Source organism: Nonomuraea rosea, from assembly GCF_039539705.1.
In the GTDB taxonomy this organism is placed as follows: Bacteria; Actinomycetota; Actinomycetes; order Streptosporangiales; family Streptosporangiaceae; genus Nonomuraea; species Nonomuraea rosea.
In genome coordinates this window covers 1-15,571 of the sequence record NZ_BAABDQ010000056.1, presented here as the reverse complement: position 1 = coordinate 15,571, position 15,571 = coordinate 1, and the positions used below count along the sequence as shown (strand labels likewise).

The following is a 15,571-nucleotide window of genomic DNA, read 5'->3' as shown; positions in this document are numbered from 1 at the left end:
ACAGCGAGTCGCCATCGAGGTCACAAGCCGTCGCCGTCCCAGCGGCCGCGGGACCGGCTGCGTACGGGGAGGCTGGAGACGATGGGAGCGGGCACGGGATCGCCCGGCTTCCAGGCGCGGCCCTGCCCCCAGTTGTGCGACTCTCGCTCGTGCGCGTGCTCAAGCTCCGCCGGGTCCGCGCCCCATTCAAGCGGGTGATGCTCATGATCCCCGTGATGGTCAGCAAGGCCGTGGTCGTGGTCGGCGAGCCCGTGGTCTCCGGGGCTGTGGTCTCCGGGGCCGTGGCCGCCCTGGAGGCGGGCGGCGTCCATGGCCTTGGCGATGGCCACCAAACTCTGATCGGGGCCGTGGCCGGGCGGGAGCCAATCGGAGTCGGAGGCACCCTGCTGCCTGGCGTACCCGAGCGATACCCCGAGCAGTTCGCGGTCGTGCTCGCTCCGCCTGCCGGAGCCCCGCCCGAGGTCGTGAGCCGACTGCGACCAGCGCATGCGCCCCCCGCCAGGACCCCAGTTGATGGCCTCGCCGCCCCAGCGCGCCCACGCGTTCTCGGTGTACCAGTTGTACAGCTCGCCGTCGGAGCGCAGCAGCCAGGTAGCGCCACCCTCCAGAGAGGTGAAGTGGCCGTGCTTGACCCGGGCGGGACGGAAGAAATAGGTGCCCAGGTCGAGCGTGCCGAAGTTGTACTCCATCAGCCCCTGCACCGTGTACGCCTCCTCGTAGCACGGATGGTGCGCCAGCCGGTGGTCGGCCCAGCCCTCCTGCGCGTGCACGAGCCGGGTGTAGAAGCCGGTGACCGGATCGACGTGCAGATACTTGATGAACATCCCCGGCATCGGCCCCGGGTTCGGCACGGCGTCCCAGCTCATGGCCGCCGAGTCGATGACGATGACGTCCTCGCGAGCGCCCTCCCACCGGGGCGCGTTCAGGCTGTCCACGGGGTCGAAGCCGGCGTCGCCGTACTCCCTGTAGTGCAGGACCCTGGTGCCCTCCGCGAAGGTGACCGCGTCGGCGGGGACGCCCTTGGGCAGGTAGAGGTAGCCGCCCGTGCCGATGCGGCGCCCGCCGTACGTCATGGAGCCGTCGAGCACGTAGAACTCGGTGGTGGCGTGATGGATGCCGGGGCCGCGCCCCCAGCCGGTGTGGAAGTCGACGCGCAGCGAGCAGGAGCCATCCTCCTCATCGGCCGACAGCCGCCGTTCGCTGGCCCGGCCCTCGCCGCCGGCGAGCTCGGCCGCGTGCCAGATGTAGTCGTCCTCGTGGATCACTTCAACATGGGGGCGCATGGCTCTCCTTCAACGCGCGCTTGAGAATCTTGCCCGCCGCGTTCCTGGGCAACGCGGCCACCACCTCGACCGCTCGTGGGACCTTGGGCCCGCTCAGGCGGGTACGGCAGTGCGCGATCAGGGCCGCGACGTCCACGCCCGCGCCGGGGAAGGCGACCACGAAGGCGGTCACCCGCTCTCCCCAGCGCTCGTCCGGCAGGCCCACCACGGCCGCCTCGGCCACGCCGGCGAACGCGGCCAGGACCTCCTCGACCTCGCGCGGCGCGATGTTCACGCCACCAGAAATGATCATGTCCTTCTTGCGGTCCACGACGTAGATGAAGCCCTCGTCGTCCCGCTCGACGATGTCGCCGCTGGTCAGGAAGCCGTCAGGGGTGGTGCACGCCGCCGTGGCCGCGGGGTCGCCGAGGTAGCCGTTCATCAGGTACGGCGAGCGGCTGAACAGCTCGCCGCGCGGAGCCGGCCTGCCCTCCTCGTCGAGGATCCTGACCTCGGTCATGAACCAGGGGCGGCCGACGGAGCCCAGCTTGCGCCGCGCGTCCGCAGGGCGGCAGACGGTCACGATGCCCGCCTCGGTCGATCCGTACAACTCGTGCACGCCCACACCGGGAAAGGAGTCCAGCACCCACTCCTTGAGCGTCCCCGGCAGGGCCGCCGCGTTGAAGTACAGGGTGTCGAGCGACGACAGGCCGTGCGCGCGCAGCGCGGCGGGGCCGAGCGCGCGCAGCATGTGGGCGTGCGTGGGGACGAGGAAGACCGACTGGGCCCGCTCCTTCGCGATCATCGCCAGCAGCAGCTCCGGGTCCCACTGCCTGAGCATCGCGACGGTGCCGCCGGTGCACAGCGGAGCGTAGCCGAAGGCGAACCCCGCGCCGTGGTACATCGGCGCCACCGCGATCGTGCGCCGACCGGGGCCGAGCCCCCACTCCAGGGCGGAGGCGTAGAAGGTGAGACAGCGGGAACGATGGCTGATCAGCACGCCCTTGGGCCTGCCGGTGGTGCCGGAGGTGTAGGCGACGCAGAACGGGTCGAGATCGCCCGCCTCGGCCCGGGGATCGGCGGCGTCCGCCACGGCCAGCGCCGCCTCGTAGGAGGGGCCGAGCCCGTGACCGTCCAGGCACAGCACCGTTCGGGGCAGCGTCGTGCCCTCCACCGCCGCGGCGTGCGCCTGGTCGGCGACGAGGGCGCCCGCGCCGGAGTGGCCGAGGATGTACGCGCTCTCGGCCGGGGTCTGCCGCGGATTGAGCGGGACCATGACCAGGCCCGCCTTGGCGATGCCCGCCGCCACCTCCGGGTATTCGAGCCGGTTGCCCAGCAGGACCGCCACCCGCGCGCCGGGACGGAGGCCGGCGGCGAGCAGGACGTTCGCCAGGCGGCTCGAACGGTCGTCGAGCCCCCCGTACGTCAGCCGCCGGTCACCGTCGATCACCGCGACGACGCCGGGCGAGGCGGCCGCCACCTCGCGGATCCCGCCCGCGATCGAAAGCCGGACGCTCACGAGAGCGGCACTCCCTCCGGCGGGAAGTCGCCCGCCCGTCCGAGCGGCACTTCCTCCGGTGGAAAGTCGCCCGTCCCTCCGAGCGGCACTCCCTCCGGCGGGAAGTCGCCCGCCCGTCCGAGCAGTGCGGGCACCTGCCTGCCGAGGCGCTCCCCGATGAAGGCGGCGGCCGAGACCAGCCGCTCCAGCCGCACACCGGTGCCCACGCCGGACCTGCGCAGCGCGTACGCGAGATCCTCCGTGGCGATGTTGCCCGTCGCCGCCGGGGCGAACGGGCAGCCGCCGATCCCGCCGCTGCTGGCGTCCAGCGCCGCCGCCCCGGCCTCGACCGCGGCCAGGGCGTTGGCGTAGCCGGTGTTGCGGGTGTTGTGGAAGTGGAAGCGCAGCGGCAGCGCCGTGTGCTCCCGTACGGCGGAGACCAGGCGGCGCACGTCGGCCGGCACGCCGACGCCGATGGTGTCGGCCAGCGCGATCTCGTCCGCGCCCGCCTCGGCGCACCGCCGCGCCAGCTCGGCGACATGGTCCGGCGCGACCTCGCCCTCGAAGGGGCAGCCGAAGGCGGCCCCGATCGTGGCGGTCACCCGCAGCCCCGAGGCGCGGGCCGCGACGGCGGCGAAGGACGCGAAGGACTCGGCGACCGTCATGTTCTGGTTGCGCCGCGAGAACGTCTCGGTGGCCACCAGGACGACGTTGACCTCGTCCACGCCCGCGTCGAGCGCCCGGTCGAGACCGCGGGCGTTGAGCACCAGCCCGATGTAGCCGAGCCCCGCGCGCCTGGGAACCTTGGCCATCACCCGCTCCGCGTCGGCCAGCTGCGGGACCAGGCGCGGATGGGCGAAGCCGACCGCCTCGATCCGGGTCAGCCCCGCGTCCGCCAGCGCCTCGATGTAGGCCACCTTGTCGTCGGTGCCGAGGACGGCCCGCTCGTTCTGCAGGCCGTCACGGGGACCGACCTCCACCACCGTGGTGTTGGCCAGCAGCACGCTCACGTGCCGCCCTCGTCGTGGACCACGATCGTGCTGCCCTTGTCGTGGACCACGACGACGCCCTCGTCGGAGGCGTCGCCGAAGCCGTAGACGTAGGCCGCGGCGAGGGAGTCGCCGAGCGAGGCGCGCAGGAACAGCGCGCTCCACCTGGCGGCGGCGTCGACGCTCGCGTTCTGGGCGATGGTCTGCGGCGAGGCGTCCGGAGTCGCCCCGGGCGGCGTCTGGGTGTCGGTGAGGCCGTAGTGGTTCGCGCCGCCGACCGTGACGTATGCCTTCGGCGGGGAGGACAGCCCGTCGTAGGTGGCGCGGGCGGCGGCGGGCGGGTTGACCCCGTCCGCGGCGCCCTGCACCAGGGCCACCGGCACGCCGGCGTTGCCGATGGGCACGGCCTGGCCGCCCTGCGTCGCGGTGGCGGCCCCGTAGAAGGCGGCCGCCCGCAGGACGGCCGGCCGCTGGTAGACGGGCCCGAAGCAGAACGGCGGCGTGCACAGCCCGCCGATCGCGAACAGGCCCGCAGCAGCGCCGAAGGAGTGCCCGAGCAGCACCAGCCGGCCGGCGTCGAGCCGCCCGGCGAGCGGGGACCCGGCGCGTACGTTCTCCTCCGCGGCCCACTGCGCGGCGGCGTCGATCTGCCGGCTCTCCGGGAAGAGCCCGCTGACGGGACCCACCGCGCGCCGGTGGTCGGGCACCGCGACGGCGAAGCCGAAACCGGCGACCGTCCTGGCGAAACGCCCGTAGCTCTCCCTCGGCACGTTGCCGCCCTGCAGCAGCAGGGCGACGGGGAGAACGGTCCTGCCCGGCGGCAGGTAGACGGTCGCGGGATCCGCGCCGATCTGGATCTCGTACGAGCTCACCCGGGCAGGCGTCGCCGAGGCGGGCGAGGCGGGCAGGACCGCGATGACGACGAGGGCGACGGCGGAGCACAGCCGCCTCAATGACGTGGCGATGATGTCTCTCCTGTCGGTTCGGGACGGTCGTCCGCCGGGGCGCTGTCGCGTGACAGCCGCCAGACGGCCAGGGCGAAGGCCGCCCAGGTGAGGGTGTTGAGCGTCTCCTCAGCCCACTGCAGGGCGACGGTCTGATCGGGACGCGAAGCGAGCAGGCCCATGGCGTACGTGCCGAGAAGGTTGAAGCCGAACAGCGAGCGCCCGGCCGGGTGACGGGAGAGCAGGAGCAGCCGGACGCCGAGGATCGTCGCGCAGACGGTGGTCACGAGCAGCAGCGGCCACGTGGCGCCGGTCACCAGGGCGGCGGCGACGCCCGCCCCCGCGAAGGAGCTCAGCGCCCACAGCGGCGCCCCCGTTCTCCCGGCGCTCAGCGCCGCCCAGGCCAGCAGCGCGAACCCCGGGCCGAACAGGAAGAACTGCGCTCCGGCCAGCCAGGCGACATCGGGACCGCCGGCCGCCACCAGCAGCTTCCAGACGGCCTTGAGCGCACCGCCGAGCACGACCAGCACGCCCCCCGCCAGCGCCACCCGGGCGGCGAAGCGTCCCGAGGCCAGAGCGATGTACGGCACGAGCAGGGCGATGCCGGCCGCCATGGCGAGCACCGGCAGGAAGTCGACGAGAGCCAGGGCTAACGGATACTCCATCGCTCGCGCCTCTCAGTGCTCTCTCAGCAGGCTTCCCGCGCCGTGCACCCGGTCCTTGACGCCGTTGTCCCGTAGCGCCATCCACCAGGTGGCGGCGTTGATGGCGATGACCGGCAGGCCGAGCCAGCGCTCCGCCTCGTCGGCCAGGCCCACCATCGACAGGTTGGTCCCGCACTGCACGATCGCGTCCGCGCCAGGAGCGACCTGCGCGAGCGCCTCGCGCAGCTCGGACTCGGTGACGTGGGCGATCGACACGGCGGTCGGGCACTTCAGCCCCACGATCGAGGTCACCTCGAAGCCGATCTCGGAGAAGAAGCGCACCACGTTCTCGTCGCCGACGGGCTGGTAGGGGGTGACCACGCCGATGCGGCGCGCCCCGTACAGCCGCAGCGCCCGCTCGCACGCCTCCGCGCCGGTGGCGACCTGGAGGCCGGTGAGGTCGTGGATCTGCCGGACGAACTGGCGGTTGCCCTCGACCCCGCCCCAGAACGTCTCGGCGGACATGCCCATCACCATGTAGTCGGGCTCGCAGGTGAGCACCCGTTCGCAGGCCGCGCCGATCTCCTCGCGGATCTGCTCCAGGAGCCGCTCCATGCCCTCGTCGCCGGCCATGTTCTGGTCGCGGATGTGGATCCGGCCGAAGTGCGCGGTCACCCCGGGAACGGTCATGCGGTAGAAGTCGGGCTCCACGATCGTGTTCGTGGAGGGCGCGATCACGCCGAACTTGCGGCGCCAGCCGAGCGCGTCGGTCACGGAAGCACCTTCCGGTCGGTGAAGGGGGCCAGAGCGAAGCGGGTGAGGACCTTGCGGCCGGTCAGCCAGCGCACGTGCGCGCCGTTCTTCGCCCGTTCGACGGCCTTTTCGGCCAGCCACGGCGTGACGGTCTCCACCCGGTCGGCGAGCAGGCCGAACACCCGGCTGGAGCCGGGGTCGGCGTCGCGCAGCAGCAGGTCGGTGACGACCATGCCGGGGCTGAGCAGCCCGACGGAGACGCCCGCGGGCACCTCCTTGGCCAGCGCCTTGGTGAGGTAGGTCAGCGCCCGCTTGCTCGCGCCGTAGACGGCCAGTCCCGGCACGGTACGGCCGTCGCTGCCCAGCCCCTCCATGTTCCACACGTGGCCGTGGCCCTGCGCGGCCATGCCGGCCAGGGCGACGGCGCAGCCGTTGACGACGCCGTTGAGGTTGACGTCGATCACGTGGCGGGCCTCGTCGCCGGGCAGCTCCCACAGCGGCAGGCGGGACTGGGTGATGCCGGCGTTGTTGATCCACATGTCCACGCGGCCGTGCCGTTCGACGGCGGTGTCCCACACCTTGCGGACCTGCTCGCGATCGGTCACGTCGGCGACGACGTCGCCGCCCGTGGTGCCGCAGGTGACGACCTGGTGGCCGCGGGAGAGGAACTGGTCGGCGAGTCCGCGGCCGATGCCGCGGGTGGCGCCGGTTACGACGATGACCATGTGAGCACTCCATACAGGACCGCGCTGAGCAGATTGCCGTCGAAGACCTCGTAGACGACCGCCATGGCGGTTCCCGCGCCCATGCCGGGCGCGGCGTCCATCATGAACTCGCGCCCCTCCACCCGGGCGCCGTCCGTGAGATGCAGGCGGGGGAAACTCGCCCTGCCGTACGCCTGCGCGTTGCCCCAGGCGTCCGGCCCTTCGAAGAAGGAGCGGAATCCGTCGCGGCGGACGTCCACGACGTGCCGGCGCTCCAGGTCGCCCGTCCACGTGACGTGGTGGCGGGTCCTGAGCAGGTCGATCGGCTCGAGCTCGACGGTGATCTGCACGCCGCCTCGCGGCTTGCCGTCGGCGCCGAACAGCTCACACGCTCCCGCGTAGGCGCCGGCCGCCTTGGTGGGCAGGATGTACGGCACGGGCCCGTTCGCCGTCTCGGCCCGCAGCCAGTCGCCGACCTGAGCCGGGTCACGGGTGTAGAGGCCGTTGAAGCAGCCGGCCACCGCCGGGCCCTGGAACAGCAGTGACGAGTAGACCTGGGTGTCGCCGATCGTCTGGTTCCAGGTGTTCAGGCCTACCTGCCAGCCGGGCCCGTAGTACCGGGCGTCCACGAAGGAGCCGTACGGCCGTCCGGAGCCGTAGAAGTCGGGGCCGGTGTAGTGGCGGTCCGCGCCCGCGTCGGTCACGCCGAACGCGAACGGCGCGCCCACCTTGAAGCGGCCGGCCAGCGGGCCGCCGCCCTCCAGGCCACCGTCCATGGAGTACGTGACCACGCCGTCCTCGAAGACCGACGAGCGCCGGATGTCCTCGAACCCCTGCCAGGCGCCGGTCGGGTCGAAGAGCGACGGCCTGCCGTGCCACTCGCCCTCGATGCGCCGCTGCCACTCGCTCGGCTCGCTCATCCCAGCAGCTCCCCTCGGACGCGTTCGGCCTGCTCCGCGCCCAGCAGCCGGGTCACCTGGTGCCAGACCGGGTCCACGTCGGGGGAGAACAGGTTGGCCCTGTTGGCGTGGTCGCGGCCGGCCGGATCGCCGCCGGGCCGCCACACGCCCGTGGTGAGCAGGTGCAGCCAGTGGCCGAGGTAGGCGTCCACGGTCGGGCCGAGCTTGGCGAAGGCCTCCTCGGTGGCGCGGCAGACCAGCATCCAGGGGGACATCATCGCCCGCTGGCGCGGGCCGACCGCGGCCGGCGACAGGCCGTCGAGCCGCCAGGCGTCCTCCAGGGGCTCGGTGAGCGGGGCGAAGCAGGCGTCGAGATAGGCCAGGTGGACGGCCAGGTCGGCGCGGGGGATGAGGTCCAGGTGCAGGGCGTGATAGTCGGCGGAGGCGACCGCGTCCAGCGTGAAGTGCGGCACGGCGGACTCGGGGCGGGTGAACGCGAAGATCATGTGACTGTCCAGGCCGATCGGCGGCACCACCAGCGACACCGCGACCACCTTCGCCACGCGCTCCGCCGCCCGGTCCGCCACCCGGTCCGCCACCCGCTCCTCCACTGGGCCCGCCGCCTGGTCCGCCGGCGCGGCCGCCACCCGGGGCGGTGCGGCCGGGCGCAGTACGCGCAGGCGTCCGACGGGGGCGGGTGACATCGGCGAGGTCAGCGGCACGTCCTCGCCGGCGCGCAGGTCCAGGGCGGCGACCAGGCGCTCCAGCGTGCGCTCGCTCAGCGTCGCGGGCAGGCTCATGAATGCTCTCCTCGAAGGTCGCCCGCGGCTTCCGCTGCAGCGCCGCCAGCGCCACCAGCGTTGCCGGTGGGGTGGCCGGTGCCGTTGGTGCTGTCGGTGCCGCGGGATTTGTGCACCCAGGCGCGAGCGAGCTCCGGATTGTCCCGGCGCGCGGGAGAGGCGATGACGGTGGCCTGGCGGCGCGGCACGTCGCCCATGACGAGGTCGTCGCCACCCACCCACCAGCCCTGGTCGATGAGCTGCTGACGCCGCCGCCGATAGGCGACCTGCAGCGCGTCGCTGCGCAGGTGCAGCTCCGCGGACAGGTCGAAGGGCAGCAGCTCGGGCCGCTGCGACTCGACCACGGGCCGGTCCTGCTCGAAGATCTTGGCGATGCGCTTGATCGCGTTCCCGTCGGCCCATTTGCCGGTGAAGAAGTTGCGGTATCCGACGATCTTCACCTGGGTGCGTCCCTGCGAGAGCGGGATGTTGTGGTCGTACAGGATGAGATCGCCGAACGGCAGGCGCACGTGCAGCTTGACGATGTTCGGCAGGTACCAGCCGTTGGTGACGACCACGTGCTCGGGGCGCGGCCCGGAGCGCAGCAGGCTCCACAGGCCCTTCGGCGGCGGCGGGCTGAGCAGGATGTCGGCCTCCGCCTGCCACTCGCCCTGCGTCACCTCGAAGTCGGGGATCTCCGGCTTGTCCGGGTTGCCGAAGGAGGTGCCGTGGACGAACGGCGTGTGCGCGGCGTCCACGACGTTCTCCATCGTGCGCTCGTAGTTGGCCTCGATCGTCGTCTCCCAGTAGACGGCGCGGAAGGCCGGGTCGTCGTGCTCGGGGAAGTGCGGCATCGGCGGACGCCGTTCCTCGGGCAGATCGCCCAGGTAGGCCCAGACCAGGCCGTAACGCTCGACGGCCGGATAGGCGTCCACACGCGCCTTCTTGGGGATGCCGCGGCCCGGCGGATTGGCGGGGATCTTCACGCAGGTGCCGTCGGGCTCGTACTCCCAGCCGTGGTACGGGCAGGCGATGCGGTCGTCCCCGGCGAGCGTCCCCATCGACAGGGCGCCGCCCCGGTGCACGCACAGGTCGGACAGGACGGAGACCTGCCCGCCGCGCCGCCGCCACACCACGAAGTCCTGGCCGAGGCAGGTGACCTTGCGCGGGCGGCGCTCCACGGCGTGGCTGAACTCGATGGCGTACCAGAAGTTCTTAAGCATGACTCCTCCTCAGGTCCAGGCCGTCCAGCATGGCGCGCGCCTCCGCGTCGCCGTGCAGGTGGGCGCGGAGGAAGGAGGTGATCAGCCGGGCCAGCTCCGGCCGGCGGTCGGCGGTGGCGGGCAGGTCGAGGAAGGCGCGGGCCGCCGTGGCGTCGACCGGGTCGGCGATCGCGAAGTGGTTCGCCCCCTCCATGACGGCGAGCAGATGCTCGCCCGCGCCCAGGGCCTCCTCGAAGGTACGGGTGACCGGATCGTGGCCGGGCCCCTCCTGGCCGTACCGGTCGGAGCTGCCCATGATCACGCCGTCGCGGGTGCCGACCGAGAGCAGGACGGGGCAGTCCGTCTGGGCGGGCACGACGGTGCCCGGCGCCCAGCCCAGCATGGTCGCCACCATGGTGTGCGCGCCGTAGGCGAACACCGCGCGCACCGAGGGGAAGTGCCTGGCGGACTGGAGGACCACGGTCCCGCCCGCCGAGTGCCCGCCCAGCGCCACCCGATCGAGGTCGATCGCGCCCTTGAGCAGGTCGATCTCCGCCAGCGCGGCCAGCACGGCACCGATGGCCGGGCAGGTCGGGCGGGTGCCGTACGCGGCGGGGGAGGCGGCGTCGAGGTCCACGCCCGGCGTCAGGCCGCGTTCGCCGCCGAACAGCTCGCCGACCCGGTCGAACGTCACGCACACGAACCCCGCCCGCGCGATCTCGACGGCCAGCCAGCGATAGGCGTCCTGCCCGACGTTGATCCCGGAGACGAACAGCACGACGGGGTACGGCCCGCCCTCCGATGCGAAGACGCCGGTCAGCCGGTCACCGTCCGCGGCGGCCGGATAGTGGATCTTCAGATGGGCGGTGTCGAAGGGCGGCTCCCCGCCGGTCTTCGCGGCCCACCACAGCGACCTGATCATGACGGCCTCGGCAACTCGCGGTCGCCGCCCCAGAGCCCTCTGACCAGGCGGTCGGTCTGCTCCTGGCCGAAGTAGCGCACGCCCATCACGTTGGCCGGATCGCGTTCCGCGATGTTGCGGCGCGCCGCCAGGTCCGCGGCGGCCAGATCCGTCCGCTCGGCCTCGGGCACCGGCTCGGCCTCGTCCACCCATTCCAGCCAGCGGTCGACGCGGTCGTGCAGCAGGTCGCGCACCGTGTCGAGGTGCGGCCGGGCGCGGGGGAAGGAGTAGCAGTAGGCGTTGGGCGACAGGCTGGCCCGGATGAACGCGGCCCTGCTGGTGAACCACACGAACTCGGGGTTCTCCTCCTTGAACGCCAGCCAGGCCGCGTCGAGGGGCGCGTAGTAGCGGTCGAAGTGGCCGCCGTCCTGCGTGAGGCTCGCCCGGGGGATGAAGTCCTGGTAGAACCAGCCGTCCGGCCACACCAGCAGCGCGATGCCGAGATGCGGCACCCTGATCTGGGGGCCGAGCCAGGCGGTGAGGTGCAGGTTGGCGAAGCTCGCCGTGGGATTGCCCAGCCAGGAGTGGACCAGCCAGTCGATCTCCGGCCCCGCGTAGGCGTCCAGCCGGCCGCCGGCCCCCTCCGGATGGGTGCCGTACTCGCCCGGTGAGCCGGGATCCCTGACCAGCTCGAACCGAGCGTCGATCTTGGCCCTGAGCTCCCCGAGGATCCCGTCGAGCCGTTCGAACGTCTCGGTGACGTCGATCACCGGCGACTCGTCGAGCATCTGCTCCACGTGCTGCAGCGTTTCCTTCACTGATGTCCTTCCAGGAGTGCTCCGGCCAGCCGCCACGGTCGTCCCGCCACCAGGTCGGTGTTGCGGGAGACGAGCCGGTTGACGCTCTGGGCGGGGGAGAGGGTGCCCTGGACCAGCAGGTCGGCGTTCTTGACGTGGGTGACCAGGGGATGGCTGATCTGCCCCGTGAACGGGCCCTGCCACGCGGTCCACAGGGTGAAGTCGGCGGGGAGGGAGAGAATCGCGCCCGCCAGGCCGTCGGGGCCGTCCTGCCCGGCGGCGACGATGTTGAGCCGGTTCTCCGCCGAGCGCTCCAGCAGGCCGAGACGCAGCTCCCACGGCTCGCGCGGGGTGCACGGCACGGCCACGACGTCGGCGTCGGCCAGCGCCGCGAGCCTGAACTCCTCGGGGTGCCGCGCCGCCGCACCCGTGATGATCGCCAGCCGTCCCCACGGCAGCCGGTGGACGGCGCCATCGCCCACGGGGGTGACCGGGCCGTCGTGGCCGATCAGGAGGCCCGTGCCGGTCACGACGTGCGCCGCCGTCCCGGCCACGGCCTGGGCGGCCTCCTCCGGGGTGACCGGCGAGCCCTCGGGCAGGACGATCAGCAGGGCTCCCCCGGCGGCGGCCCGGCGTACGAGCGCGGCGTCGCCCCGCACCACGGCGACCGGGAGACTCGGCGCGCCCGCCGGAGCCGTGCGGTCGCGGGGCGGCCCGGCGATCGGGCCGTAGCGATCCGGGCGGCGGGTGGCGAAGTGGCGGGCCCGCTCGGCGTCGGCGGCGGGCGGATCGATCTCCGCCACCACCACCGCCGCACCGGTACGCGGCCCCCGCGCCACCACGGAGCCGTCGGGGGCGACGATCTGGCTCTCACCCGCCCCGTGCAGCCACTCGGGCGGCACGCCGAGCCCCTGCCCCACCTCGGCCAGCCGGTCGGCGGGGATCAACGGGCCCACTTTGTTGGCCGCGACGACCCAGACCTTGTTCTCCGCCGCGCGGACCGGGATGTGCAGGGCCGCCTCGTCGACGGCGAAGGAGTTGAGGCTGTTGAGCAGCACCTGCGCCCCGCGCAGCGCCAGGCCGCGGGTGACCTCGCAGATGACGCCCTCCATGCACGCGTACATCCCGAGCCGGCCGGCCGTCGTCTCCAGCACCGGCCCCGCGGTGGCGCCCGGGTCGAGATGGTCGTTCTCGGCGCCCATCAGCACCTGCTTGTCCGCCTCGCCGAGCAGCGCCCCGCCGGGGCCGTAGAGCAGCGACGCGCCGGTGGTGCGCCCGTCGGCGCGGGCCAGGGTGACGCCGAGCTTGACGTGCGCGCGGTGGCGGGCGGCGCGGCCGGCGATCGCGGTCAGGAAGGCGTCGCCGTGGCGGCAGGCCAGCGCGCGAGCGTGTTCGCGGCTCTCGTACCAGGACAGGTGGTTGCAGAACTCGGGCAGTACGATCAGCTCGGCGCCCTGCTCCGCGGCCGCGTCGACCATTCGGAGACCGGTGGCGAGGTTGGCCTCCGGGTCCGTGCCGACCTCGTACTGAACCGCGGCGACGCGTACCAACACGGCCTCCTGTTACATCTGGAGAAACACCGTTTCCAAGAAGTAGGATCTCGCGAACCACACGTGAATGTCCAGAGGAGGCGGCCCGTGCTGACCCACGTGGTGCTGATGAAGTTCGCCGACCGCGCCGACGCGGCCAGGGCGAAGGACCTGCTCGAAGGGCTGAGGGGACGGGTCGAGCAGATCAGGGAGCTGACGGTCGGCCTGGACGTGGTCGGTTCGCCGGTCTCGTACGACCTGTGCATGACCACCGTGCACGACTCGCCCGGCGGGTTGCGCGGCTACCAGGAGCACCCGGCGCACCTGGAGGCGGCGGCCTGGCTGCGCCCCCGGATAGCCGCGCGCGCCGTCGTCGACTACGAGACCAGCGGCTGAACGGTGCCCGCCGAACGCAGCCCCTCGTAGTAGCCACCGCCGGGATAGAGGCCGGGGGTGACGGATCCGGTGACGAAGTCGGAGGCCCAGCCGGTCGCGAGGGTCTGCAGCGCGGAGACGTTCTTGGCCTGGGGCGTGCCGCAGGCCAGGCGTTCCACCGCGGGCGCGCTCGCGCCCTCGACGTCGATGTGGGATCCGCTGGTCAGCCGCACGCCCAGGAAGGGCCGGGCCAGCCGCGCGACGAGCTCGTCCGTGCCGCCCGCGTTGCTGTTGCACAGGTACGGCGGCGAGGAGATCGCCAGGATCGGCAGGCCGGTCGCGCCGAGCGGGCCGAGCGAGCTGCCGAGGTTGTCGCCGGCGATGGACTTCACGGGATCGAAGAGGACGAGCCCGCGCACCCTGGCGAAGACGGCCGGATAGCCGGTGTGCAGCTGCTGGGCCACGTACGGCACCGCCTCGCCGCCCGCGGAGTGACCGGCGAGGACGAGCGCGGCGGGCAGCGCGAGGCCCGGCCTTCCGGCCTTGGTCCTGGCGTCGGCGAAGCTCCGGCCCAGGCCCGCGGCCGGGTCGCCGAACAGGGCGGCGACGTTGCGCAGGAAGTCGGTGTTGTTCCCGAGGTTCTGCAGCGTGCAGCCGTAGATGTGGGCCGAGGGCAGCGTCGGCGCGAACACCAGGAACCCCTGGGCCGCGAAGCGTTGCGCGGTGTCGGCCATGCCGTCGTTGGTCCCGGCGAAGCCGTGCTGTAACCACAGCAGAGCTTTGGGTGTGCCGGAGGGGAAGTACCAGTCGCTGCCCTGGCGGAGCGTGGTGAAGGCGCAGCCGATCTCCACCGTGTTGTCGACTCTGGTCACGGACTGGGCGTGCGCGGGGGTGTGCAGCAGGGCCGGCGCCACGATCAGCGCGGCCAGCAGGCTTCTGATGCCCAAGGTGTTCCTCCTCGGAACGCTGTTTCATATAAGGAAACGGCGTTTCCAAACGAAGTCAATGGGCGCTTGACATCTCGCAGCTCAGCGGGCGTCAGAGATCCGGATAGGCGGTGGCGGCCATGCCGGATCCACCTGGGCGGAAGGCCGCGGGGGCGTGCGCGACCGTGGTCTGGACGTACTCCAGGAGGCCCTCCGCGCCGTACTCGCGGCCGTGGCCGCTGCGCTTGATCCCGCCGAAGGGCGCGCGGGGCGACATGCCGGTGCGGTTGTGCGTGTTGACGAAGACGAACCCCGCCTCCAGCCGTCCGGCCGCCGCGAAGGCGCGCTCCTCGTCGGCGGACCAGACGGACGCGGCCAGGCCGAGCTCGCTCGCGTTCGCCCTGGCCAGGGCCTCCTCCTCGGTGTCGTACGCGAGCAGGGGCACGGCCGGGCCGAACTGCTCCGCGGTGACCAGAGGGGCGCTGTCCGGCAGGCCGGTCACCAGCGTCGGAGTCACGAAATATCCGGTGCTGAGATCGCCGGTGGCCCGCCCCAGCGGCACCGCCGTACCGTCCTGGCCGACCAGCGCCCTGATCCGATCGGCGGCCTGGGCCGAGATGACGGGACCCATGCTCACCCCGGCGGTGAGCGGGTCGCCCACCAGCAGGATCCGCTCGGCCGCCGCGACGTAGGCCGCCACGAACTCCGCCGCCCTGCGGCGCGGGACATACAGGCGCTTGGCCGCCATGCACACCTGCCCGCTGGTCGCGAACGAGGCCATGACCAGGCGCTCGTAGTCGTCCGGCGTCAGCGCGAAATCGGGCAGCAGCAGGGCGGGATCGTTGCCGCCCAGCTCCATCACCGAGGGCGTGAGCATCGAACCGGCCGCGGCGGCGATCGCCCGGCCCGCCGCGTCGCCACCGGTGAAGGCGACCTTGCGGACCAGCGGGTGGGCGACGAGCGCCTGCCCGGTCTCCGCGCCGCCGTGCACGATCTCGACGTGGGGCAGCGCCGCGGCGATCTCGCCCACCGTCAGCGGGGCGAGCGGCGACGGCTTGACCACCGCCGTGTTCCCCGCGGCCAGGGCGGGCGCGAGCTTGGTCATGGCCAGGATGACCGGCGCGTTCCACGGGGTCACGCACGCCACGACGCCGTACGGCCTGCGCCGCGTCACCAGCCGGCCCGCGCCGTCGGCGACGTCGGAGACGGCGAGCACCCCGGGCGCGTGCTCACACACCCACCGCAGCCAGGCGAGCGCGAAGGCGATCTCGCCCCGGCAGTCGGCCAGCGGCTTGCCCGACTCCCTGGCCAGCAGGACGGCCAGCTCCTGAAACCGGGCGGCGATCGCGGCGGCGCCGTCCCGCAGCGC

16 protein-coding genes are annotated in these 15,571 nt (G+C 72.9%); 1 reads left to right on the top strand and 15 read right to left on the bottom strand.

From position 1 onward, the window contains the following. Positions 1 to 20 precede the first annotated feature (20 nt). From ABEA43_RS61055 to ABEA43_RS60995, 13 genes are read right to left on the bottom strand one after another with little or no spacing between them, the layout of a single operon-like run. Positions 21 to 1,283 (bottom strand): DUF4437 domain-containing protein, encoded by a 1,263-nt coding sequence (locus tag ABEA43_RS61055; protein WP_345577761.1) that lies wholly within the window; start codon positions 1,281 to 1,283, stop codon positions 21 to 23. Further along, positions 1,267 to 2,781 (bottom strand): class I adenylate-forming enzyme family protein, encoded by a 1,515-nt coding sequence (locus ABEA43_RS61050; protein WP_345577758.1) that lies wholly within the window; start codon positions 2,779 to 2,781, stop codon positions 1,267 to 1,269. The genes ABEA43_RS61055 and ABEA43_RS61050 overlap by 17 nt, the downstream gene beginning before the upstream one ends. Continuing rightward, positions 2,778 to 3,764 carry a hydroxymethylglutaryl-CoA lyase gene (locus tag ABEA43_RS61045; protein WP_345577957.1) on the bottom strand — a complete coding sequence of 329 codons (987 nt, stop codon included), beginning with the start codon at positions 3,762 to 3,764 and terminating at the stop codon, positions 2,778 to 2,780. The genes ABEA43_RS61050 and ABEA43_RS61045 overlap by 4 nt, the downstream gene beginning before the upstream one ends. A 2-nt stretch (positions 3,765 to 3,766) precedes the next feature. Beyond that, positions 3,767 to 4,702: an alpha/beta hydrolase family protein gene (locus ABEA43_RS61040; protein ID WP_345577755.1), complete on the bottom strand. Its 936-nt coding sequence runs from the start codon at positions 4,700 to 4,702 to the stop codon at positions 3,767 to 3,769. Next, positions 4,699 to 5,358, bottom strand: a complete 660-nt coding sequence (locus ABEA43_RS61035; RefSeq protein WP_345577752.1) for a hypothetical protein — start codon at positions 5,356 to 5,358, stop codon at positions 4,699 to 4,701. The genes ABEA43_RS61040 and ABEA43_RS61035 overlap by 4 nt, the downstream gene beginning before the upstream one ends. Positions 5,359 to 5,370: 12 nt before the next feature. Next, on the bottom strand, positions 5,371 to 6,111 hold the full coding sequence (locus ABEA43_RS61030; protein ID WP_345577745.1) for a maleate cis-trans isomerase family protein: 741 nt from the start codon (positions 6,109 to 6,111) through the stop codon (positions 5,371 to 5,373). After that, positions 6,108 to 6,815 carry an SDR family oxidoreductase gene (locus tag ABEA43_RS61025; protein ID WP_345577742.1) on the bottom strand — a complete coding sequence of 236 codons (708 nt, stop codon included), beginning with the start codon at positions 6,813 to 6,815 and terminating at the stop codon, positions 6,108 to 6,110. Before ABEA43_RS61025 ends, ABEA43_RS61030 begins: the two co-directional genes overlap by 4 nt. Further along, a complete protein-coding gene (locus ABEA43_RS61020) occupies positions 6,800 to 7,714 on the bottom strand; it encodes a hypothetical protein (RefSeq protein ID WP_345577739.1) in 915 nt (304 codons plus the stop codon). The genes ABEA43_RS61025 and ABEA43_RS61020 overlap by 16 nt, the downstream gene beginning before the upstream one ends. Further along, on the bottom strand, positions 7,711 to 8,493 hold the full coding sequence (locus ABEA43_RS61015; RefSeq protein WP_345577736.1) for a hypothetical protein: 783 nt from the start codon (positions 8,491 to 8,493) through the stop codon (positions 7,711 to 7,713). Before ABEA43_RS61015 ends, ABEA43_RS61020 begins: the two co-directional genes overlap by 4 nt. Next, the gene (locus ABEA43_RS61010; RefSeq protein ID WP_345577733.1) at positions 8,490 to 9,695 is read right to left on the bottom strand and encodes an aromatic ring-hydroxylating dioxygenase subunit alpha; all 1,206 of its coding nucleotides are present in this window, start codon (positions 9,693 to 9,695) and stop codon (positions 8,490 to 8,492) included. The genes ABEA43_RS61015 and ABEA43_RS61010 overlap by 4 nt, the downstream gene beginning before the upstream one ends. Then, positions 9,688 to 10,596, bottom strand: a complete 909-nt coding sequence (locus tag ABEA43_RS61005; RefSeq protein ID WP_345577730.1) for an alpha/beta hydrolase family protein — start codon at positions 10,594 to 10,596, stop codon at positions 9,688 to 9,690. Before ABEA43_RS61005 ends, ABEA43_RS61010 begins: the two co-directional genes overlap by 8 nt. After that, on the bottom strand, positions 10,593 to 11,393 hold the full coding sequence (locus ABEA43_RS61000) for an oxidoreductase (protein WP_345577727.1): 801 nt from the start codon (positions 11,391 to 11,393) through the stop codon (positions 10,593 to 10,595). Before ABEA43_RS61000 ends, ABEA43_RS61005 begins: the two co-directional genes overlap by 4 nt. Next, positions 11,390 to 12,925 (bottom strand): carbon-nitrogen hydrolase family protein, encoded by a 1,536-nt coding sequence (locus tag ABEA43_RS60995; protein WP_345577724.1) that lies wholly within the window; start codon positions 12,923 to 12,925, stop codon positions 11,390 to 11,392. The genes ABEA43_RS61000 and ABEA43_RS60995 overlap by 4 nt, the downstream gene beginning before the upstream one ends. A gap of 84 nt (positions 12,926 to 13,009) precedes the next feature. On the opposite strand from ABEA43_RS60995, the gene ABEA43_RS60990 reads away from it, so the two are divergent. Continuing rightward, positions 13,010 to 13,297: a Dabb family protein gene (locus ABEA43_RS60990; RefSeq protein WP_345577721.1), complete on the top strand. Its 288-nt coding sequence runs from the start codon at positions 13,010 to 13,012 to the stop codon at positions 13,295 to 13,297. On the opposite strand, the gene ABEA43_RS60985 is transcribed toward ABEA43_RS60990, so the two are convergent. Together ABEA43_RS60985 and ABEA43_RS60980 are read right to left on the bottom strand one after the other, a co-directional pair. Next, positions 13,279 to 14,223 carry an alpha/beta fold hydrolase gene (locus ABEA43_RS60985; protein WP_345577718.1) on the bottom strand — a complete coding sequence of 315 codons (945 nt, stop codon included), beginning with the start codon at positions 14,221 to 14,223 and terminating at the stop codon, positions 13,279 to 13,281. The genes ABEA43_RS60990 and ABEA43_RS60985 overlap by 19 nt on opposite strands. Before the next feature lie 91 nt (positions 14,224 to 14,314). After that, positions 14,315 to 15,571: aldehyde dehydrogenase family protein (locus tag ABEA43_RS60980; RefSeq protein WP_345577714.1), on the bottom strand; the 1,257-nt coding region annotated here is incomplete at its 5' end.

Coding starts and splice junctions, on each gene's coding strand:
- ABEA43_RS61035 (WP_345577752.1), bottom strand. CDS start 5,358: ATGGAGTATCCGTTAGCCCTGGCTCTCGTCGACTTCCTGCCGGTGCTC.
- ABEA43_RS61025 (WP_345577742.1), bottom strand. CDS start 6,815: ATGGTCATCGTCGTAACCGGCGCCACCCGCGGCATCGGCCGCGGACTC.
- ABEA43_RS61010 (WP_345577733.1), bottom strand. CDS start 9,695: ATGCTTAAGAACTTCTGGTACGCCATCGAGTTCAGCCACGCCGTGGAG.
- ABEA43_RS61005 (WP_345577730.1), bottom strand. CDS start 10,596: ATGATCAGGTCGCTGTGGTGGGCCGCGAAGACCGGCGGGGAGCCGCCC.
- ABEA43_RS61055 (WP_345577761.1), bottom strand. CDS start 1,283: ATGCGCCCCCATGTTGAAGTGATCCACGAGGACGACTACATCTGGCAC.
- ABEA43_RS61020 (WP_345577739.1), bottom strand. CDS start 7,714: ATGAGCGAGCCGAGCGAGTGGCAGCGGCGCATCGAGGGCGAGTGGCAC.
- ABEA43_RS61015 (WP_345577736.1), bottom strand. CDS start 8,493: ATGAGCCTGCCCGCGACGCTGAGCGAGCGCACGCTGGAGCGCCTGGTC.